Here is a 21,304-nt window from a genome sequence, read left to right on the forward strand (position 1 = left end):
ATGGCCGGTCTGGCTATTGCCGGATGCAGCAAGGCGCGTTCACCAGACGATAGGGCAGTCGCTACCGAGAAGAGCGCGGCAATCGAGCCCCGGGCCCTGCCCGCGACTGGTGCTGCAAACGGCGTGAACTGGGCAAGCTTCAAACAGCGGTTCATGGCCGACGACGGCCGGATCGTCGATAACGGCAATGGCGGCGTCAGCCACAGCGAAGGCCAGAGCTATGGTCTGCTGCTTTCGGAGGCGGCGGGCGATCGCGCCGCGTTCGACAAGATTCTTGCCTGGACCGAAGCTAAACTCGCCCGGCCGGACGTCGCGCTCTACGTTTGGCGCTACGATCCGCGCGCGGCCAATCCCGTCGCTGATCGCAACAACGCGACCGATGGCGACCTGCTCATCGCCTACGCTCTCGCAAAGGCGGCGAACCGGTGGCGCGAGCCCCGTTATGCGGCGCGGTCGCGAGCGATCGTCGATGCTATCGCCAGCCGTCTCGTTAAGATGGTGGGCGGGCGGATGCTGCTGTTGCCCGGGTTGGACGGGTTCTCAACTGCGGCACGCACGACGATCAACCCCTGCTATTACGTCTGGCCGGCGCTCGACCTGTTCGCGAAGACCAGCAATGCGGCTGTCTGGCGGCGGATCATCACCGACGGCGAGGCGTTGCTAAACGCCGCCCGCTTCGGCGCGCATCGCCTGCCGACCGACTGGATCGACGTATCGAATACCGGCGCGGTTGCACCCACCGCGGACAAGCCGCCACGGTTCGGCTTCGACGCGATCCGCGTTCCGCTGTTCGCCAGCGTGTCGGGCCGGAGCGCGCTGGTCGAGCCAATCTGCTCCTGGTGGCGATCGATGCCCGCGGAACAAATCCCTGCCTGGACCGACGTTGTGTCGGGGCAGTTTGCCGAATACCCGCTGTCCGACGGCGGACGCGCAGTGGTAAGTCGCACGCTCGGTATGCGCGCACCCAATACGCTTTCGACCGACTATTATGCGGCCGCGCTGCAATGCCTCACCGCGGCCTTTCCCTGAGCCTCCAGCGGTTAATTTACGGCAGCGAGCGAGACGAGCCGAGATATCCGTAAAACTAAAGGGTACCTCCACAGAACGATGACTGGCGCAACTTTGCCGCTTGTTCACCGGGATCGGCGCCAACCAAATAGAAACGAGTAATTTACCTTCATCAGTGTACTGAGCAGCGATAGCTCGACACCGTGGAGATATGCGATGGGGCACTCATCGTTAGATCCAGTTTCTCATGAACTCCGCCCCTGCAACGAGGTTCGAGTGCAGGGCGCAAAGCGCGCCCTCAAACCTCAGCAAGTTGGGCCCTTCGATTTTGGCTGGGCCAGCACCGGCATCTCCGGGCCCGAGCGCTTTTCGACTTTGCGATCGATAGCAAGCTGCGCGGCTGCGACGTCGTTAAGGAGCGCATCGGCGACATAGTCGCCGGCGGCCGGATCCGAAATGGCGCGGTTGGAGTGCAGAAAAAAATCAAGCGCCCTGTGCAGTTCGAGGTCCTCGAACCGGCCGGCAGGGCGTTTGAGAGCGAACATTGAGATGAAGCTGCCGTTCTTGAGAGATATGTCGAACGGAAGGGCCTTGTCAGACAGGGCTTCGACTTCTCGCCAGTGATTAGTCTCCAGCGGTTTTGTTGGCCCAATTCCGTCGCAGAGCAGGCCGTTCTTCACCATTCACGGAAGCTAAGAAGGTAAAATCATGGGGAGGAAGACGGCTAATCAGTTTGCGCCCGACGTCCCGGCGAGCGGTACGGATGGTGTCTGATCATGAACAAGATCGCCCATCGTTATGGCCGACGGGTATCGATGGCGAAGATGGTCGGCTGCAGGCCACAAACGCTTCATGAGTCATCAAGAACGCTGAGGTTCACAGCGCCGCGATCGCTTGCCGACATCAATCTCCTTGCCGTGAGACCCACACTTTTTGCCAATAGTACCCTGAGTAAAGAGTTGACAGCACCCGTAACAAGATAAAGTATACCATATATGATACGGGGAATCGCGGTCATTTTAAGGGGGAAGATCATGTTGCAGCGTGAAACGATAAGGTTGTTCGCGATGGGCTCGGCCATGGTGGCGCTTTCTATAGGACTTGCCGCTACGGAAGCGCTAGCTGCTCCGATACCAAGCCAAATACACGACCCCGAAGTGAAGCAGACGCGTGCTGAACGCAGCGCGAAGCGCAAGGCTGTGCGGGAGACGCGCCGCTCGGCGCGCGCTGGTAAGGTTGCCGCTCATACTCGTCGCATCGAAGGATCCCCAACTGTCGCCGGTGGCGACATCATCGTCACCGGTATCCGGCAGAGCGTCCAGAACTCGATCGATCGTAAACATCGTGCGCGACAGATCGTCGATGTCGTGACCGCGGAAGATGCGGGCAAGCTACCCGACAATAACGTCGTGGAGGCAATGGCGCGGGTAACAGGCGTCACCGTAACCCGCAGCCAGGGCCGCGCCAACGGCTACAACATTCGCGGTCTCGATGGTGTCCAAACGACCGTGAACGGTGTCGAATCTTCGACCGCACCGCTTCCGGGCGGCGCCGGCCGCACTCTGGCGCTCGAAAGCGTTCCCGCAGAACTGGTCAAGTCGATCGAAGTCTACAAGACCCGCACAGCTGATCAGATCGAAGGCGGCATCGGCGGATCGGTCAACATCGAACTGCGCCGCCCGCTCGACCTGCGCAAAGGCTGGACCGTAGCAGGTGGCGTGAAAGAACAATATGGCGAACTGGGCAAGCTGTGGAGCCCCTCAGGAAGCCTGCTTGTCGCCAAACGGTTCGATACCGGAATTGGCGAGATGGGGTTCCTGATCAACGGCGCCTACAGCAAGCCTAAATACCAGGAAGCCTATAACTACAGTGAGTCGCCCGATCTGGTCGGCTGCCCGACCTGTACGATCCGACAGAGTTTGCCAGCCGGCCAACGCGACACCGTGGTCACGCCCTATAGAGCGGCCTATGGTGAAAACAGCGGTGAACGCGAACAAAAGTCGCTTAGCGCAGCGGTGCAATGGCGACCCAGCAGCAAGCTGAGCTTCGTTCTAGAGGGGTCATATTTCGGCGAGGAGTCGAGCGATCAGTTCAATTCGCTCTTCCTGCGGACGCGCGAGGATTACTACACGCTTCGCAATGTCCGGGTTTCGCCCGGCGGCGCGCTACTGGGATATGATATCCTCAATCTACCTACTGCTACCGGATCGATCGCAAATTTCGGCAAGGTAAACGCGGGTTTCACCGGCGGCCGATCCGATGGAAAGGCCAATACGTACCGCACCAATTTCGAAACCCACTTCGAATCTCCCGGCATCAGGATCGACTTCACGACTCAGTATCAGTGGAGCAACAACCAATATTATTCCAACGGCCATGTTGGCACGTATCTCGGCCTGACCTCGGCACGAGTCGACTTCGACTCGCCGGCGGTGAAGGGCAACGGTCCGTTCTTCGCCTTCAATGTCTCGCCGACGGACCCCGCCCTTGCCCGGCTGGAATCGCTTAACGACAATATTGGCGCGGGAGAAAATACGCAGTTCTCGGCACAGACAGACCTTTGGAAAGAGTTGAGTTCCACTGGGTTGTTCCGATCGGCGAAGTTGGGCGCACGTTTGACGCGTAACACGTACGGCTATAACAGCAGCTATCGATTTGCCGGCTGGTTCGATCCCGTGCGGCAGCCACTGTTATCCGCTCTTCCGGGCGTCAGCGCGGTTACGATCACGCCGGAACTTCCGGGCGGCTCACCGCTGTCCTGGGTACAGCTGAACAGCGATCAGCTGTACAACAACTGGCCCGCGGTGACAAAGTTCATCACAGCCAACAATCCGGAATTTCTTGACGGCATCGGCAGGGATGCTGGCGTAGCATCGTTGTTCGGTACGGATCGTCCAAATGCCGACGATATCGTCTATTCCAGCCAGTCTAAGGAAAACACGTTCGCGGCGTACGCCACCGTGGATTATGCTTTCAAGGCGGCTTTCCCGATCGACGGCAACGTCGGTCTGCGATACGTCAACACCTACGGCTCGATAACGGGCCGGAACCTGCAGCTCGGCGCTCCGATCCTGAATCCGGCCGGCCAGCCCACGGGTGTTTTCGGACCAGATGTGGTGCAGGACACGGCGGTGAACCGCAATTACGTCGACCTGCTTCCCAGCGCGTTTGCGACGGTTCACTTCACGGACAAGGTGCAGCTTCGCGGCAGTTACAGCTACAACGTGCAGCGTCCTAGCCTGTTCGATCTACGCAACTGGCGGCAGATCGATTACCGTAATCCAGGGTCCCCCGTGTATGCGGGCAACCCTGCGCTGGTCCCGACGACGACCAACGACTATAATCTGGCACTTGAATGGTATTTCGGGAAAGGCGGCATCATCTCGCTGACCGGCTTCTCCAAAAGCCAGAAGGGCTTCATCTATAACACTCGCCAGCGCGAGTTCGTGCCAGAACTCGGAGATACCCGCGACGTCTACAAAACGCGCAATGCCGGCCCGGGCAAGACGCAGGGGCTGGAGTTCCAGGCGACCGGTTTCTTCACCTTCCTCCCAGGCTTCCTGCGCAACTTCGGCGCAACCGCCAATGCCACCTGGATCCCCACGGCCGATCTTTCGCTTCCGGTGGAGGCCGCGATTCAGCCCGTTGACGGCCCGACCGCGTACGATCTGGTCAAGCGACGTGCGCCCTTCGCATCACGCTGGTCCTACAATCTGATCGGTTATTACGAAACGGCGATGTTCAGCGCGCGACTGGCGTATAACTGGCGGTCGGAATACCAGACCGCCGTCGATGCTGTAAACCAGTCCTACATCATTTCGTCGAGGGCGACGGGACGGCTGGACAGCGCGGTCAACCTCACGCCGATCAAGTATCTGACCTTCACAATCGAGGCGCAGAACATGCTCAACGCGGTCGACAAGAGCTTCTACTTCATCAATCCCGATTTGCCCAACGGCGTACGCGCCATGGGCCGCACGGTAACGGCGGGGGCGCGCTTCCGCTTCTAGAAGTCAGGTTGCGAGTATAGAAATCCGTGATCGGCCGGGATGCCCCCTACCCGGCCGATTGCGCGTCCAGCGTGTGATCTCAAGGAAGTCCCTATGCATCATCGTCCTGTCGCTGACTCGGCAACCCAATCGAATGATAGCGCTGCCGAGCAGGTAACGCCCGACCGCCGCATGATCTTGAAGGCAGGTGCCGGAACAGCGCTGGCGGCAATCGCGGTGCAGGGCTTCGCTGCGTCACCGGCTGATCCTGCGAAGGCCAAGGTCGCTAGCGTCAACCTGGCCAAGGTCGCCATCCCGAGCGGCGCCCATGTTTCGGGCGACACCAGCTTCGCGGCTTTGAACAATGGTGCAGAGCCGACGAGTTCGGCGGATGCAGCCCATGGCGCGTACGGAACATGGCCCCGCACGGACCCGCAGGCGATCGAATATCGCTGGACGCAGCCGGTTTCGACCGACGCAATCGAAGTCTATTGGTGGCAGGACGGCCAAGGTATCGGGCTGCCTCGGTCGGTACGGATTCTGTACTGGGACGGATCATCTTTCGTACCCGTGCGCAATGCGAAGGGCGCCGAACCGAGCGCTGATCACTTCAACCGCACCAGCTTCGCGCCAGTTACGACCGACCAGCTGCGGCTGGAGGTTACCGGTGACGGCGCTAAGTCGATCGGTGTGCTGCAATGGCGCGTGTGGAGCGTCGGCGCGGTGCCGAGCTTCGCGCCGGTGGTCGCGGCCGGGATCGATCGCTCGGTGGTACTCGGTGGCCAGACCTATCTCGCGGGCAAGGCAGATTGGCTGCAACGGGCGCCCGGCGACATCGTCCGCTGGAGCAAAGCGAGCGGTCCCGGCACCGTCGCGTTTGCCGATGCAACTTCACCCGTAACGCGCGCCACCGTGTCGGCGCCGGGCGATTATATTCTTCGGCTGGCTGCAGCGGGACGTGGCAAGTCGACTGACTCGCTGATTCATCTGCACGCTGTTGCGGCACCGCCCGCCAAGCGGCTCGACGTCGTCTATACCACCCGCTACGCGATCCACAGTTCGCTTTGGAACGCGCGCGCCAAAGCGCTAATCGTCAACTGGATCCCCCATTGCATCGCCTATTGCGAGCGGACCGACCTGAAGATCGGCGAAGGCGGACTCGATAATTTCATAGAAGCGGGCAAGGCGTTGCGCGGCGAACCCCACGATCGCCACAAAGGGTATGTGTTCGCAAACGCATGGGTCCACCAGACGGTCGAGTCGATGTGCATCGCGCTGATGGTCGACCCGCAGGGTGATGCCGAAGTGGCCAATGCGCAGGATCGCATGCGCGGTACGCTGACGCGCTGGATCCCGATCATCCTCGCCGCGCAGGAACCTGACGGGTACCTCCACACAGCCTACACGCTCGCGAACCGGGCCCATTGGCCGGAGCGCTGGTCGCCCGAACATCGCGGCGATCACGAAGGCTATGTCGCGGGGTATTTCATCGAGTCCGCGATCAATCACCACACGCTCACTAACGGCAGGGATCTCAGGCTCTATAACGCCGCCAAGAGACTCGCGGATTGCTGGGTCGCGAACCTGGGTCCTAGCAAGAAAGCATGGTTTGACGGGCATCAGGAGATGGAGCAGGCGCTGGTCCGGTTCGGGCGCTTCGTCAACGATGTCGAGGGCGACGGCCGGGGCGACGCCTACATTACGCTCGCGCGCTTCCTGCTGGACTCGCGCGAGGGCGGATCCGAGTATGATCAGAGCCACCTGCCCCCCGAACAACAATATGAGGCGGTCGGCCATGCGGTTCGCGCGGTGTATTTCTATTCGGGGATGGCGGACATCGCGGCCGAAACCGGCGATCGGGATTACCAAAGCGCGGCAATGTCGCTTTGGGACAACATGGTGAACCGCAAATACTACGTGACCGGCGGGGTCGGAAGCGGCGACACCGCGGAGGGGTTCGGCGAGGATTACGCGCTGCGCAACGACGCCTATTGCGAATCCTGCTCGAGCTGCGGGCTAATCTTCTTTCAGTATAAGATGAACCTGTCGTACCATGATGCAAAATACGCCGATCTTTATGAGGAGACGATGTATAACGCGCTGCTGGGTTCGACCGATCTTGCCGGGCGAACGTTTACCTATACCAACCCCCTGAACGATACCGAGCGGGCGAAGTGGCATGTCTGTCCATGCTGCGTCGGGAATATCCCACGGACGCTGTTGATGATGCCAACCTGGGCGTATGTTAAAGGCGACGACGGACTGTACGTGAATCTCTTCGTCGGCAGCCGTATCGATGTCGGCAAGATCGCCGGTACACAAGTCGAGATGGTGCAGGACACGGACTATCCATGGAAGGGTGCGGTCGCCATCACGGTCAATCCCGGCGAGCGCCGCCACTTCTCTATCCGCGTCCGCGTGCCGGATCGCAGGACCAGTCGGCTGTATACCGCAGAGCCAGAGGTGAAGGGCTTGCTTCGCCTGTCCGTGAACGGCGTCACGGTCCCAGTTCGGATCGAGAAGGGCTATGCCGTCATCACGCGCGACTGGGCTAGGGGGGATCGGATCGAGTTCGAATTGCCGATGACGGTGCAACGCGTGAAAGGGGACCCGCGGATCGAGGCAACCCGCGGCAAGGTCGCACTGCGCTACGGACCGCTGGTCTACAATGTCGAACGCACAGATCAGGCGAGGATCGATATCCCGCTCGCAACGACTGCGTTGACGCCGCATTGGGAAGACGACCTGCTCGGCGGGGTCACGGTCATCCGCGGCACTTGGGCCGATGGATCGCCAATGACCGCCATTCCCAATTTCGCACGGATGAACCGGACAGGCGACCCGATCCGCGAATTCCCGTCTGGCGAAGAGACGGTGCAATATGCTCCGGGCGCGACCTTAGGCGCCAGCGACGCCGCTGGCGCCAATACGAAGGATTCGCCTCCCCCGCCCGTGCAAAGAGGCCGTTCGCCGCGCTCGGTCGTGTGGATCACCGACGTGACCTAACGCGACAGGGTCATACCGACCGAACTTCGCCACCTCCGATACCGCGACGAGATGATGCCGCGTGCATTGATCTCGTCGCGCAACCGGGGCGCCTACACCTCAGTTCACGAGTCAAACAGACGCCGCCCAAACGGAGTAACGCCATTGTCTCACCCCGTTGTCGACCATATCGACCTGGAAAATCCTTACTTCGTTCGCAACCTTATTCGGCGTTGCTCGGATGGCGATCACGAGTGCCAACTCCGAATATGGCTACCAGTCCAGATGGACGATGGGTGCTGGCTATCGGCTATTCACATTACTGATCTGGGGTTACCCTCAATATCCGCCATGCCGGGGGACGATCCCTTGGGCGCCCTTCTGCGCGCCCTTGCCTTCGCTAGAGACGTCGTAGACCATAAAGATGGGGTCTTCTTGTTCTCCAATTCTAACTGGGAAGGTGCCGGCCTGCCGATCTCTCTCATGGGGGTCTCTACACCCAAAGAACTTGCTGCCATGGAGGCTCAGGCACTGGCTTTGAAATACGATGCGATTGAGGCGTTCAACGCTCGCATGTCCAATGCTCCGACGGTTGAGTGACGGGCTTCACCGGATCCAGTATCGTCCAATCACTCAGCAGTCGGCAGCCGTGCTAATCGGGATTGTCCCCGGCGGAACACGTGCGGGATGCTGCCAGAAGATGTCGGCGGTCAGGTGATGACGGTTGCCGTAGACGCGCCTCAGAACGGCGAAGAGCAAGGAATCATGTCGTTGCAGATCTGCCGCCGACAAGATCCTTACACCGTCGACGACCGCCAGCTTGTTCGACTCGAACCAGAATTGGGTTCCCTCTGCCCAATATTCCTGCACGGTGGTCTCGCCGTATTCGCCCTCCCATAGATCATGCTGCTTGGCGTTCGCATAAGCGCGCTCGACCGCGTGATAAAGCGCAGGGTCGGCGGTTTCTGCTGCTTCGAGGATCGCATGCGAAAACTCATGGACCAGAATATTTTCGCCGTAATAGCGCGTGCCAGGCACCCCAAGCAGGTTCTCTGCCGCACCGCTGGTTAGCTCGCCGCCCATGCCGCGCGCGCGCGCGTTCCAATAATCGCGGTCGGTCAGTCGGCCGATCCACTCCTGGTAGTGCTTCCGCTCGCACCGCGTCAGGCGGGGATCGTCCGCAGCAGGCTTTTTCCAGTCACGCTGCTCGGGCAAGTCGAGTGTGCCCTCGCTCTCGGCCATCACGACAATCCGCTGCCGACGCCCGACCAATGCCCGGGCAAGATCGGGACGTTTGGCCAGCATCTCCGCCACCAGCGACTGCGCCGCGCGCAATGCGCTGTCCGGCACGACGCCTGAACTGCTGACCGGGATACCGTCCACGTCGAGCGACCGGGTGTAGAACGGATCGAGCTTCAGGCTCGGCGAAGGCGGGAGGATCGCCTGCATCGGCACCGCAGTCGTCGCCGCACACCCTGCCAACATCGCCGCCGCCGCCAGCACTGTGTTGCGGCGCCATGCCGTCGTGCAGACAGGCCTTGTCGTTCGGGTAAGTGCGCAAGACAGATACGCCATTCGGCATTGTTCCTGAGGAAACCGATTGTAGTTGCATCGAAGCGTCAAGGTCGAGAGCCGAACGCGCGCCGATTACGATCTCATCATTGACCAGATTTAGATAAGCGGGAAGCTTCCCCGCGTACGCGCAGCAACACCGCGCCATGGCCCGGGACCGCGAACTGCGTACGCGATGCAGCAATATCCTTACTCGTCCATATATCCCTGATGGCGGTGATGATGTTCAGGCCCGCGTCAATCGGCCGGAGATCAATCGACGTCGGCGTCGTCGCGCGATTGAACAGCGCGAGCGCGACGGTGCCGTCGGCGAGATGCTTGGACCAGATCACCGTGTCGCCTTCGCTGCGGACCGCCCTGCCCTGCACCCCAGCAGGATCCTGATCGATCGCGATCACGCCAGGATTTTCGAGCAACCGACGGGTCGCCGCATCCGTCTGGCGCAGGTCGTGGCCCATCATCAACGGCGCCGCCGACATCGCCCACAGCGTCATGTGCGTAACGTACTCGTCACTGCTCATGCCGCCATTGCCCAGTTCGAGCATGTCGGGATCGTTCCATCCACCGGGTCCAGCATGGCCGAACTTCGGATTACGATCGAAGCCGATCTCGGCCATCGTCTTGTAGGTATCGGTAATGTCGCCGGTGGTACGCCACAGATGCCCGCCGACCGATCGGCCCCATGCAGCGACATCGAACCGACCATATTCGCACAGCGAATAGACAATCGAGCGGCCCGTGGCACGCAACGCCGCACCCATCTCGGCATAGCTGCGCCGTACCGTATCGGCATCGGCATAGAACCATTCGCCCGAGCACAAGTCGTATTTGACGTAATCGACACCCCAGGACGCGAAGGTCTTCGCGTCCTGGGCGACATGGCCGTAGCTTCCCTCATACCCGGCACAGGTCCGCGGTCCCGGCGAACTGTAGATCCCGAACTTCAGCCCGCGCGCATGGACGTAGTCGGCGAGCCCCTTCATGTCGGGGAACTTTGCATTAGGTTGCAGCACGCCCGCCGCATCGCGAGCGCCCTGCCAGCCATCGTCGATGTTGACGTAGCGATAACCGGCATCGCGCAGCCCGGTGGAGACCATCGCGTCGGCCATCGCCCGGACGGTCTTGTCGTCGATGCGGTCGGCGAACTTGTTCCAGCTGCTCCAGCCCATCGGCGGTGTCGCGGACAGCCCGTCCGGCACCAGCCTGGTGAGCGGCGGCAAGGCGGCGAACCGGAACGTGCGTGCGCGACGTTCGGCGACCGTCCCACGCCGTCCCGCCTGCACCACGTGCGACTCCCATATCCTGCCGTCGAGCGTGATGCCTTTTGGCCCCAGCGTAGCCGTCCACCGTCGCGTGGGGTTCGCGCGGTCATTAATGTTGCGGGTGGCAAAGCTCAGGCGGGTGCCGTCGATCACCGGATCGATCATCTCGACCGGACCGTACCACTGCGTCGTTACCCGCCCAGACAGCCCCGCGGCGGTACGATCGAGCTCCATCATCGTAACGCCGGGGTTGGCTGGCGCCGCCTCAAAAATCCACACGCCTTCCAATCTTGCGGTGGTGGCGGGCGACGCTGTCGCACCCGAAACTGCAGAGGCCGCGATCAGAACGCGCGCAATCGTGGCAACCCAGTGTCGCATTGCGGGAGCTCCCGAGATCTGTGAAACGAAGAGTCGGCGCACGGCGCGCGCCGACTAGCTTAGGTATTGACGCTCATGCCGTGACAAGCGGTGCCGGACGTCCCGCATCGCTCTTGCGTCGTCCGTATGCGAAGTAGATCACCAGACCGATGACGTTCCAGATGACGAACCGCCCGAGCGTCGCGGTCGGCAGGCTCGAGAGCAGATACAAGCATCCGGCTACCGTCAATCCTCCGACCAGATACGCGGCCGGGCAACGAAACAGGCGAGGCATGTCCGGCGCGGTCCGGCGCAGCACGATGAGACAGACGCCCACCGAAATGAATGCGATCAGTGTGCCCGCATTGGCCAGTTCGGCGATCTCGTCGAGTCGGAAGAAGCCAGCGACGGCGGCGATCGTCAGGCCCGTCAGGAGCGTGATCATCGTCGGACCGCCGGACCGTGGGCTGACTGTTGCGAGCCGTCGCGGCAAAAGGCCATCACGCGCCATCACGAAGAAAATGCGGCTCTGCCCGTACATCATCACCAGGATCACCGAAGGCAGCGCGATGACAGCGGCGAGCGCGATTAACTGCGCTGCGAACGGCTGGCTCAACTGGCGCAGCACGAGCGCAAGCGGCTCGGGCGAATTGGCCAGCTGCGTGAACGGCAAAGCGCCGATCGCGGCGATCGCAACCGCCATGTAGATTACCGTGCACACCAGCATCGAACCGATAATCCCGATCGTCAGATCGCGCTTCGGGTTCTTGGTCTCCTCGGCGGACGTTGCGACGGCATCGAACCCGTAAAACGCAAAGAACACGATCGCTGCTGCCGCCATAACCCCGCGCTTGTGACCGCCGATCTCGGTCGAGCCGAAGCCGTAGGGCATGAACGGTTGCAGATTGCCGCTCTTGAACGCGGGCAGCGCGTAGACGACGAAGATCGTCAGCGCGACCAGCTTGATGACGACGAGGACAATGTTGAGCGTCGCGCTCTGCCGTGTACCCAGGATCAGCATACCCATCACGGCTAGCGACACGAACACCGCCGGCAGGTTGATCAGCCCCCCGCCATGCGGTCCGACGAGCAGCGCTGCCGGTAGGTGAATGCCCGCCGCCTGGATCCAACCGACGAGATACCCCGACCAGCCGACCGCGACCGTCGAGCACGCGAGGGAATATTCGAGGATCAAGCTCCATCCGACCACCCACGCGACGGTTTCGCCGAGTGCTGTGTAGCTGAAGGTATAGGCACTGCCCGCCGCCGGGATCAGCGTCGCCATCTCGGTATAGGCAAGTGCTGCGCACCCACACACGACGCCGCACACAATGAATGCCAGGATCACCGCGGGACCAGCGCGTTCCGCACCGACGCCGACGAGCGTGTAGATGCCGGTGCCGACGATCGCGCCGACCCCAAGGGCGATCAGGTGCGGCCAGCTTAGAGTCTTGGCCAGACTATGCTGTTGAAGATGCGCCGGCGTTCCGAACGGTTTCCGCGGTCCAAACATGTACGCTCCCCAAAAAGTGATTCAGTCGGAACTGGACTCGAACTGGCCACGCAGGTCGAGCAGCGTCGATCCGATGTGGCTGGCCAGCAGCGTCGTCAGCCGGGCCTCGTCCCGCGCCAGCCAGGTATCGAGGAGCTCGCGGTGTTCGAGATGCGCGCGATCTTCACGCCCGGCAGGCTGAAGATGCGCGACAACATAGCGTTCGGCGAGGATCGCGAGCCGCTCGACCGTCTGGGTCGTGAGCAGGCGTCGGCCCGGACGCACCAGTGCGGTGTGAAACACTCGATTGGCAATGGCCACTTCGGCCAGTCGTTCCCCGGCAGCGCTGTCGAGCTCCTCAAACGCGACCTTCGCAATCTCATGGTCGCTTGCGGTGGCGACGGTCGAGGCATAGGCCGCAGCGTTCGGCTCGATACTCAGCCGAAGCGCGAAAATGTCGTCGGCCTCGTGGGCGGACATCGGCCGGACCGCATAACCGCGATTGGCGTGGCTGGTAAGCAGCCCCTCCTGCTCGAGGCGGGCCAGCGCCTCGCGCAAAGGAATTTTGCTCACCCCGAGCTCGGTTGCCAGAGCGTCCTGACGGATCGGCGTATTCCCGACCAGCTTGCCCGTCACGATCTGTTCGCGAACGATTTCGAACACTTGTTCTGACAACGTGCGGACGACGATGGCCATCAGCGGAAAGCTCCAATGCGAGGAACGTGTCCAGAACGAAGGTGCCGGCTCACGTGACCTGGAAACCTTCCCAGAACGTGTCGCTACGATCAATCCAGATCGTATTAAATCCTGTCGCGATAGCAGAGCCTTCGATCGAGGGTATGATCGCGGGCGTGTCGCCCAGCGTTGTCTGGGCCTCGACCCGGCCGATGAACCGGCTGCCGATATAGCTTTCGTGGACGAAGCGATCGCCGACCGACAGGCGCCCGCTATCCGCGAGATGCGCGAGCCGCGCCGAGGTGCCCGTGCCGCACGGTGAACGATCGATCGCCTTGTCGCCGTAGAACACCGCGTTGCGGCCGTCGGCTTCCTCGCCATCGCCCCCGCCGCGGGGTTTGTCCGCCCACAATACGTGGCTGACGCCGCAAATGGTTGGATCGAGCGGATGGACAGGCTCGAACACGCTGCGCACCGCCTCGCGGACCCGACCGCTGAGTTCGATCAGTCGCGCCGCACCGAGATCGTCCAGCCCCGTGTAATTGCCCTGTGGCTCGACGATCGCGTAATAATTGCCGCCGTACGCGACGTCGATCGACAGCGGGCCGATGCCTGCGACGTCGATTGCGATACCGCGCGCCGCCACATAGGCTGGCACGTTGGTGATCCGCACCGCGGTGACCTTGTCGCCCTGCGTTTCATAGGCGACGTCGATCACGCCGGCGGGCACCTCGATCCGCAGCTTGCCCGGCTCGGCAGGCTGGATCAGGCCGTGTTCGAGGCCAAAGGTGACCATGCCGATCGTGCCATGTCCGCACATCGGCAGGCAACCGCTCGTCTCGATGAACAAGATGCCAATATCGGTATCGGGCCGGGTCGGCGGATACAGGAACCCGCCCGACATCATGTCATGGCCACGTGGCTCGAAACACAGGCCGGTACGAATCCAGTCGAATCGTGCCATGAAATCCTGGCGTCGCTCCGACATGGACACCCCTTTCAGCAGGGGGGCCCCGCCCGCGACGAGGCGGACGGGATTACCGGCAGTGTGGCCGTCGATGCAGAAGAAGGTGTGACGCATTGCCGGTAGCTATCAGGCTGCGACGGCAGGCGCGAGGGCGGGCGAGAGGTCGGGCCGGGTGGCTGCAGCCTTCTCTACCATCGCGATCACCTCGGCACGGCGCGCGCCGACCAGCGGGTAGCGCGGCGGCAGGACACGCTCCGAACCTCGGCCCATGACCTGTTCGGCAAGCTTGATCGACTGGACCAGGTCATGCTCGGCATCGAGATGCAACAGCGGCATGAACCAGCGATAGATTTCCATCGCCTTGGCATGATCGCCCCGCTCGAACGCACGGACCAACTCGACCGATTCCCGCGGAAACGCGTTGGTCAGGCCCGAGACCCAGCCCTGCGCGCCAAGGTAAAGCCCCTCGAGCGCCACGTCGTCGAGCCCTGCGAACAGCACGTAGCGATCGCCGAACGCGGCGACGACGTCGGAGAAGCGACGCGTATCGGGCGCGGATTCCTTTACCGCGACGATGTTCTTCACGTCGACCAGTGCCGCAAGAACCTCGTTGTCGATCTGCGTGCGGTACGCGGGCGGATTGTTATAGAGCATGATCGGCAGGCCAACGCCGTTCGCCACGCCCTTGAAATGCTCGACCAGTTCGTGCGGCTTCGGAACATAGACCATTGGCGGCAGCAGCATCAGGCCATCGGCCCCAACCTTCTCCGCGGCTTGCGCGTACCGAACGGCGCGACGCGTGTCGTATTCCGAAACACCGGTGACGACCGGGACGCGACCGGCGACTGCCTCGACTATCGCGGTGAGCACCTCGACTTTCTCGTCGAATTCAAACGAGTTGTTCTCGCCTACCGTCCCGAGCGCGATCACGCCGGTCACGCCGTCACGGATCAGGTCATCGACGACCCGCTGCGTGTCGGCCAGATCGATCGACAGATCTTCACGAATCTGCGTCGTAACTGCTGGAAAAACGCCCTTCCATTCGACAGACATTCGTTCTCGACCTTTCTAATATTGCTTATATATATACCGTATACGAAATCGATCCCGCAGTGCAACAGGAGAATGACGTGCGATCGATCGCAATTATCGGCGCCGGAATCATCGGGTTGAGTAGCGCGATCGCATTGCTCGATCGCGGATTCACCGTGACGGTGTTCGATGCCGATCCCGACGGTCGCGCCGCGTCATGGGGCAATGCGGGACATATCGCCGTCGAGCAGGTCGAACCGCTGGCGTCGCCCGCAGCCCTGAAGTCCGTGCCGCGCCGCCTGTTCTCCATGGGCGGAGCACTAGCGCTGCCGCTGTCGATGGCGGCGCGGTGGCTACCGTTCGCGACGCGGCTCGTTGCCGCCTCGACGCCCGCACGGTTTGCTGCGGGGACCTCCGCATTGACACCGCTGGTGGCGGCCGCGATGCCGGCCTGGCAGGATCTGGTCCGCACTATCGGTGACGAAGGCCTGCTTCGTCGCGATGGGCACCTCGTCCTGTGGGAGAGCGCCGCGACCGCCGCCGCCGGGCGCGCGAAATGGGCGCGGACCGACATTGGCACCGCCCGGATCGAGGATGCCGACGACGCGCTGTTGCGGCGCCTCGGCGGGATAACCCGATCGGTCGGGGGCGCGATCCGGTTTACGGGCAGCGGACAGATCGCCGACCTGGATCGCCTCGCGGTCGCGCTGAAAGCGGCGCTCGTTGCCCGCGGTGGACGGATCGTCTCCGCAGCGGCAACGCTCGCGCCCGACGGCGACGATATTCGGCTCGTCGGTCACGATGCCGATCTGGTGCTGGTGACGGCCGGAGTTCGGTCGCGGGCGCTGTTGGAACCGCTCGGCTACCGCGTGCCGATGATCGCAGAACGCGGCTATCATATCCGCGCACCGATCCACGCGTCCCTTAACGTCGGCGCCGACCGCTGGCCTGCCGACATGCCGCCTTTGGTGTTCGAGGACCGCTCGATGATCGTGACGCGCTACGCGGATACCGTGCAGGCAGCGAGCTTCGTCGAGTTGGGCGATCCCGATGCACCTGCCGATCCGCGCAAATGGCAGCGGCTGGAGAAGCATATCGCAGACCTTGGTCTGCCGATCGCCGGGCCGTACAGCCGGTGGATGGGGTCGCGTCCTACCCTGCCCGACTACTTGCCCGCAATCGGACGCTCGAGCACCAGCGCCAATCTGTTCTACGCCTTCGGGCATCAGCATCTGGGCCTTACGCTGGCGCCGATCACGGCGCAGATCGTAGCTGCGCTAGTTACCGAGACCGCGCCGCCGGTGCCAATCTCTGCCTTTTCGCTGTCCCGCTTTGCCACCAAAGGAAGTTCCCAATGACCATCGGCGGATCCACCGCGGCCGAACAGCTGGCGACACTGGCGCCTCGGCTTGTCCCCGTGCTGCAAATCACTGGAGACGAGCGACTGGCTCGCCTGGACAAGGTGCGCGCGCTGACCGCGGCGGCAGGTGCCGATGCGCTGCTGATCGGTGCGGGCGACAGCCTGCTCTATTTCGCGGGCATACCCTGGGGCGCGACCGAGCGGTTGGTAGCGCTGCTGGTGCCCGTCGCCGGCGATCCCGTTATGATCTGCCCACGGTTCGAACAAGGTTCGCTCGAAGCGGCGCTGGCGATTCCTGCGGAGTTGCGACTTTGGGAAGAGGATGAGAGCCCGGCTGCCTTGATCGCCGATGCGCTGAAGCCCGGCGCTCGGCTACTGCTCGATCCGCTGCTGCCTTACGGCGCCGCGGCAGCGCTCGGCAGCGTCGGTGGACTCTCGCTCGGCAATGGTGCGAGCGTGATCGACGGTTGCCGGATGATCAAGAGCGCGGCCGAGCTGGCGCTACTCTCGCAAGCCAAGGCGATGACGATCGAGGTCCACCGCAGCGCTGCCCGGATCCTGACGCCCGGCATCGCCACCAGCGAGGTGATCCACTTCATCAACGAGGCCCATCGGGCGCTGGGCTCGGCCGGCTCGTATTTCTGCGCCGTCCAATTCGGCCTCGCTACCGCATTCCCGCACGGCCTGCCCGGCGACCAGTTGCTCGAGGAGGACCAACTGGTGCTGATCGATACAGGCTGCCGGGTGGACGGCTATCATTCGGACATCACCCGCACCTATGCCTTCGGCAAGGTCGGCGACGAAGAACGCGCGATTTGGGACGTCGAGCACGAGGCGCAGGCTGCGGCGTTTGCCGCGGTGCGTCCCGGCGTGCGGTGCGAGAGCGTCGACGCCGCAGCACGCACGGTGCTTGAGAAGTCCGGGCTCGGACCCGATTACCGGTTGCCCGGATTGCCGCATCGCACCGGTCACGGCATCGGCCTCTCGATCCACGAACCGGCGTATCTCGTACGGGGTGATAGGACGCCACTCGCGCCGGGCATGTGCTTTTCAAACGAACCGATGATCGTGGTGCCGGACCGGTTCGGCATCCGACTGGAGGATCATTTCCACGTCACCGAGACGGGCGCTGAGTGGTTCACCGAGCCGCAGCCTTCGATCGATCGGCCGTTCGGGTAAGGTCGAGGACTCGCCACCCTTATCCTCCCACTCGTTTCACGAGCAGACCCCTTCCTTCTCGCAATCGGGAGAGGGAAGGCGGCGGCGGAGAGGATAGGGCGTTGCGCTCAATTGCAGGCCGATACCGGCGCTGCGTCGATCGGGCGTACCAACACCGGCTGGGCGCGAGGCCCGAGCGCCTCCCATTCCTCGACCGCGATCCCAGCATGCTCGCCCCCCGCACCCGAGGCATCGAACACCGCGCGCAGGCAGCGCGTGGTGACGGGCGCGAAGCTCGCCGGCTGAAACCTGCCGACCGCAGTGCCGAACCCGTCCGGGCTCGACACCGGTTTCCAGCCACCGCTCCAATATTCCAGATGCCAGCGCGCCGGCGGGGCAACGCCGATCGCCGACCCGGCGGGCTGGTCCGCCCAGAACCATATCCGTGCGCCGTCAAGTGTCACCGGTTTGTCCCAGCGATATTCGATCCATTGCTGCGCCGGATTGCGCGGGCTCCAGCTGCCCCACATGTCGGGCGGCAGCGGGGCGACCTTGGTAATGCCGTCGTTGAGCGACTTGATCCAATATTGCAGCGGGATCGGTTCGTTGGACGCCGCCGCGCTCGCCGATCGCGCCAGGTTGCGCGAGGGTGCCAGTGCCGGCTGCGGGCGCCGGGTCGGCATCACCGGCAGGATCGTCGCCGGGCTGACGCTGTCGTCGAAGTGCATCTCGTCGAGCGCCACGCTACGACGGAAATGCCCGCCGCCCACTGCGTCGGCGGTGTGATAGGCGAGATACCAGTGTCCCTTGAATTCGACCGCACCCGAATGCGAGGTCGTCGAGGACACTGGTTTCAGTACCACGCCGCGATAGGTCCACGGCCCCATCGGTGACGGCGCGGTGCCATAGGCGATGCAGGCATGGTACACCGCAGGCGTGCAATCCGATCGCGGCCCGGCGTGATTGCCGGCATAGAGCATGTAATAGGTGCCGTTGCGCTTCATGATCCACGGCGCCTCGAAGAAGCCGGTCAGACCCTCGACCGGGACCTCCCGACCCTTTGGCGTGATCATGTCGCGCTCGAGTTCCATCCCACGTAACTGACCAAACGTACCCCAATAGATGTACACGCGGCCATCGTCATCGATCATCACCGTCGGATCGATGTTCTGGATGGCGTTGGCGACCGGCACGCGTTGCGAGATGATCGGACCAGACGGATGCGCGTCGCGCCAAGGCCCGATCGGGCTGTCCGCCACCGCGACGCCGATCGCGAAGCCGTCCTTGGCGTCGGTGTCCTTCTCCAGCACGGGCGCGTACAGATACAGCTTCCCGCCGGGGCCGCGGACGATCTGCCCGGCATAGGCGCGGCCTGGCGCGGCCCAGGCGAACACCGCCTCGGGACGTGCGATGGCTGGGTAATGCGCCCAGTCGCCCGATTTGGGATCCTTGGTGGCGAGCAACTGCCACTCGTTCATGATAAAGTCGTTGACGTCCTTGGGCGCCTCGTCGCGCCCGGCGAGGATCCACAGCGTATCGTCGATGACTACCGGCGCCGGGTCGGTCGAGTAATAGCGCCCGTCGGCGAGGATCGGGTTGCCGGGACTGTGCAGACGCTCGGCAACGGGCGCCTGCGCGGTGACGACGCTCGATACGAAAACTGCCGCCGCCAGCCAGCCACTATTCCTCATCGGGATACGGCCCCTTGCCGCCGGCTGCGATCAGCTGGTCGGTGCGTGCCTCGATCACCGGCACCGGCACCGAGCCCATCTCCAGCATCGCATCGTGGAAGGCGCGGATGTTGAATTTCGCGCCCAGCGCCGTCTGCGCCTTCGCCCGCGCATGCTGGAACGCGAGCTGGCCCATGTAATATGACAGCGCCTGTCCCGGCCATGCGATGTAGCGATCCACCTCGGTCTCGATCTCGTGATCGGACAGCGCGGTATTGTCGTGGAGATAGGCCTGTGCCTGCTCGCGGCTCCAGCCCTTGGCGTGGATGCCGGTGTCGACCACCAGCCGCGCCGCGCGCCACGCCTGATAACTCAGATAGCCGAACAGGTCGTAGGGTGTCTCGTACATTCCCATGTCCTCGCCGAGCGCCTCGCAATACAGCGCCCAGCCCTCGCCATAAACCGACAGATAGGTGTCGCGCCGATACGCCGGCAGGTTGGTGTTCTCGGCGGCGAGCGGCATCTGGAACGCGTGGCCCGGCGCGCTTTCGTGAAGCGTCAGCGCGATTTGCGAATAGAAGGGCCGCGACGGCAGGTTCCAGGTGTTGACCAGATAGATGCCGGGGCCGCCCCGACCGCCGGTATAGAACGGCGCGATATCGGCCGGCACCGGCTTGATCGCGAACCGGCTGCGCGGGATATGCCCGAACCACTGCGACGCCTTGCCGTCGAACGTCTTGGCAATCCACGCCGCGCGGTAGAGCAGTTCGTTCGGTGTCTTGGGATAGAATTGCGGATCGGTCCGCAGATGATTGAAGAACGCCTGCAGATCGCCCTTGAACTGGACTTGCTTCATCACCCCGTCCATCCGCGCCCGGATCTTCGCGACTTCGACGAGCCCCAGCGCGTGAATCTGGTCCGGGGTCAGGTCCTGCGTCGTGTATTCGGCGATCTTGGACTGATAATAGGCCTTGCCGTCGGGCAGGTCGTACGCCGCCAGTTCGGGGCGGGCATGCGGGATGTAGTCAGTCCGGAGGAATGCGAGCAGCTTGACGTGCGCCGGCACCACCGCCTGTTCGATCGCAGCCCTGCCCTCGGCGGCGAGCGACGCCTGATCGGCCGCGGGAATGGTCGAGGGGAAATTCTGGAACGGGGCGTAGAAGGGCGAATCCTCGGCAGTCTTGGCCTCGACGACCTGCGCCACGCCGATATCGCGGCCCTTCAGCGTGACCTGCGGCAGCGTGAAGCCACGCGCTAGGCCGGCGCGCATGTTGGCGGTCTGCTGGTCGAAATAGCGCGGCACCTCGCGCATCATCGCGACGTAGTTGCGATAATCCTCGATGCTGCGGAACGGGCTGCGCGACGATTCCGAGATGTCACCCCAGAAGCTCGTATCGGCCGATAGAGGGCGCTCGTAGTCACGATACCGCTGGGCCGCGAGGAGCGCGTCTATCTGCTGCTTATAGACCGCGTAATTGACCCGGTTCGCGGCGCTGAGGCTTGCCAGCGGGATCGCGGCAAGCTGCTGCGACACCTGCGTCCAGCGCGCCAGCCGCTCGGCCTGCGCCTTGGGGCCGACGTCCGGAAGCCGAGCACGCCCCTTGGGATTGTTCTCATCGGGGCCGGACTGGCTGCTGCGCCAGGTATATTCCGCATTCGACAGCGCCTCGAAGCGCTTATCCGCCGATAGCGGGCTGGTCGCAGCAGGCGCGGCGTCGGCCGCGATCGGACCGAGCGTCGTGGTCGCCAGTGCCAGGCCAAGGACCAGTTTCCGCAT

At 63.0% G+C, this 21,304-nt stretch carries 14 protein-coding genes and 1 pseudogene; 7 read left to right on the forward strand and 8 right to left on the reverse strand.

Features of this window, described 5'->3' with window-relative positions; translation table 11 throughout:
• From BM244_RS19800 to BM244_RS19820, 5 genes and pseudogenes are all read left to right on the forward strand, one after another.
• Positions 1-1,029, forward strand: a complete 1,029-nt coding sequence (locus tag BM244_RS19800) for a family 8 glycosyl hydrolase (RefSeq protein WP_302847305.1) — start codon at positions 1-3, stop codon at positions 1,027-1,029.
• Positions 1,030-1,224: 195 nt separating this feature from the next.
• Positions 1,225-1,520: pseudogene (locus BM244_RS23665) on the forward strand (integrase); the annotation flags it as partial.
• A 522-nt stretch (positions 1,521-2,042) separates the two neighbouring features.
• Positions 2,043-5,018 (forward strand): TonB-dependent receptor, encoded by a 2,976-nt coding sequence (locus BM244_RS19810; RefSeq protein WP_175518321.1) that lies wholly within the window; start codon positions 2,043-2,045, stop codon positions 5,016-5,018.
• A 171-nt stretch (positions 5,019-5,189) separates the two neighbouring features.
• On the forward strand, positions 5,190-8,003 hold the full coding sequence (locus BM244_RS19815) for a glycoside hydrolase family 127 protein (RefSeq protein ID WP_093400707.1): 2,814 nt from the start codon (positions 5,190-5,192) through the stop codon (positions 8,001-8,003).
• 348 nt (positions 8,004-8,351) lie between these two features.
• The gene (locus BM244_RS19820) at positions 8,352-8,582 is read left to right on the forward strand and encodes a hypothetical protein (RefSeq protein WP_139226984.1); all 231 of its coding nucleotides are present in this window, start codon (positions 8,352-8,354) and stop codon (positions 8,580-8,582) included.
• A 33-nt stretch (positions 8,583-8,615) separates the two neighbouring features.
• Here the strand turns inward: BM244_RS19820 and BM244_RS19825 are convergent, their stop codons facing one another.
• From BM244_RS19825 to BM244_RS19850, 6 genes are all read right to left on the reverse strand, one after another.
• Positions 8,616-9,557, reverse strand: coding sequence for a glycoside hydrolase (locus BM244_RS19825; protein ID WP_254784639.1), 942 nt, complete (start codon positions 9,555-9,557; stop codon positions 8,616-8,618).
• A gap of 83 nt (positions 9,558-9,640) precedes the next feature.
• Entirely contained in the window at positions 9,641-11,194 is a 1,554-nt protein-coding gene (locus tag BM244_RS19830; protein WP_093400649.1) for a glycoside hydrolase family 27 protein, read from the reverse strand.
• 73 nt (positions 11,195-11,267) lie between these two features.
• The gene (locus BM244_RS19835) at positions 11,268-12,686 is read right to left on the reverse strand and encodes an amino acid permease (protein ID WP_093400650.1); all 1,419 of its coding nucleotides are present in this window, start codon (positions 12,684-12,686) and stop codon (positions 11,268-11,270) included.
• 21 nt (positions 12,687-12,707) lie between these two features.
• Positions 12,708-13,361, reverse strand: coding sequence for a GntR family transcriptional regulator (locus tag BM244_RS19840; RefSeq protein ID WP_093400651.1), 654 nt, complete (start codon positions 13,359-13,361; stop codon positions 12,708-12,710).
• 49 nt (positions 13,362-13,410) lie between these two features.
• The gene (locus BM244_RS19845) at positions 13,411-14,421 is read right to left on the reverse strand and encodes a 4-hydroxyproline epimerase (protein ID WP_093400652.1); all 1,011 of its coding nucleotides are present in this window, start codon (positions 14,419-14,421) and stop codon (positions 13,411-13,413) included.
• A gap of 12 nt (positions 14,422-14,433) precedes the next feature.
• On the reverse strand, positions 14,434-15,360 hold the full coding sequence (locus BM244_RS19850) for a dihydrodipicolinate synthase family protein (protein WP_093400653.1): 927 nt from the start codon (positions 15,358-15,360) through the stop codon (positions 14,434-14,436).
• 77 nt (positions 15,361-15,437) lie between these two features.
• Here BM244_RS19850 and BM244_RS19855 point away from each other — a divergent pair, with 77 nt between their 5' ends.
• Complete coding sequence (locus BM244_RS19855) at positions 15,438-16,697, forward strand: NAD(P)/FAD-dependent oxidoreductase (protein ID WP_093400709.1); 1,260 nt, start codon at positions 15,438-15,440, stop codon at positions 16,695-16,697.
• Positions 16,694-17,878: a M24 family metallopeptidase gene (locus BM244_RS19860; protein ID WP_093400654.1), complete on the forward strand. Its 1,185-nt coding sequence runs from the start codon at positions 16,694-16,696 to the stop codon at positions 17,876-17,878. The genes BM244_RS19855 and BM244_RS19860 overlap by 4 nt, the downstream gene beginning before the upstream one ends.
• 107 nt (positions 17,879-17,985) lie before the next feature.
• Here BM244_RS19860 and BM244_RS19865 read toward each other — a convergent pair whose 3' ends face one another.
• Positions 17,986-19,548 (reverse strand): family 43 glycosylhydrolase, encoded by a 1,563-nt coding sequence (locus BM244_RS19865; RefSeq protein ID WP_093400655.1) that lies wholly within the window; start codon positions 19,546-19,548, stop codon positions 17,986-17,988.
• On the reverse strand, positions 19,538-21,304 hold the full coding sequence (locus tag BM244_RS19870; protein WP_093400710.1) for a DUF885 domain-containing protein: 1,767 nt from the start codon (positions 21,302-21,304) through the stop codon (positions 19,538-19,540). The genes BM244_RS19865 and BM244_RS19870 overlap by 11 nt, the downstream gene beginning before the upstream one ends.

Source organism: Sphingomonas sp. OK281, from assembly GCF_900115295.1.
Taxonomy (GTDB): Bacteria; Pseudomonadota; Alphaproteobacteria; order Sphingomonadales; family Sphingomonadaceae; genus Sphingomonas.

Excerpts from the sequence above, each read along its gene's own strand:
- BM244_RS19800 (WP_302847305.1), top strand. The coding sequence starts at position 1 with ATGGCCGGTCTGGCTATTGCCGGATGCAGCAAGGCGCGTTCACCAGAC.
- BM244_RS19810 (WP_175518321.1), top strand. The coding sequence starts at position 2,043 with ATGTTGCAGCGTGAAACGATAAGGTTGTTCGCGATGGGCTCGGCCATG.
- BM244_RS19815 (WP_093400707.1), top strand. The coding sequence starts at position 5,190 with ATGATCTTGAAGGCAGGTGCCGGAACAGCGCTGGCGGCAATCGCGGTG.
- BM244_RS19825 (WP_254784639.1), bottom strand. The coding sequence starts at position 9,557 with ATGGCGTATCTGTCTTGCGCACTTACCCGAACGACAAGGCCTGTCTGC.
- BM244_RS19830 (WP_093400649.1), bottom strand. The coding sequence starts at position 11,194 with ATGCGACACTGGGTTGCCACGATTGCGCGCGTTCTGATCGCGGCCTCT.
- BM244_RS19835 (WP_093400650.1), bottom strand. The coding sequence starts at position 12,686 with ATGTTTGGACCGCGGAAACCGTTCGGAACGCCGGCGCATCTTCAACAG.
- BM244_RS19840 (WP_093400651.1), bottom strand. The coding sequence starts at position 13,361 with ATGGCCATCGTCGTCCGCACGTTGTCAGAACAAGTGTTCGAAATCGTT.
- BM244_RS19845 (WP_093400652.1), bottom strand. The coding sequence starts at position 14,421 with ATGCGTCACACCTTCTTCTGCATCGACGGCCACACTGCCGGTAATCCC.
- BM244_RS19850 (WP_093400653.1), bottom strand. The coding sequence starts at position 15,360 with ATGTCTGTCGAATGGAAGGGCGTTTTTCCAGCAGTTACGACGCAGATT.
- BM244_RS19860 (WP_093400654.1), top strand. The coding sequence starts at position 16,694 with ATGACCATCGGCGGATCCACCGCGGCCGAACAGCTGGCGACACTGGCG.
- BM244_RS19865 (WP_093400655.1), bottom strand. The coding sequence starts at position 19,548 with ATGAGGAATAGTGGCTGGCTGGCGGCGGCAGTTTTCGTATCGAGCGTC.
- BM244_RS19870 (WP_093400710.1), bottom strand. The coding sequence starts at position 21,304 with ATGCGGAAACTGGTCCTTGGCCTGGCACTGGCGACCACGACGCTCGGT.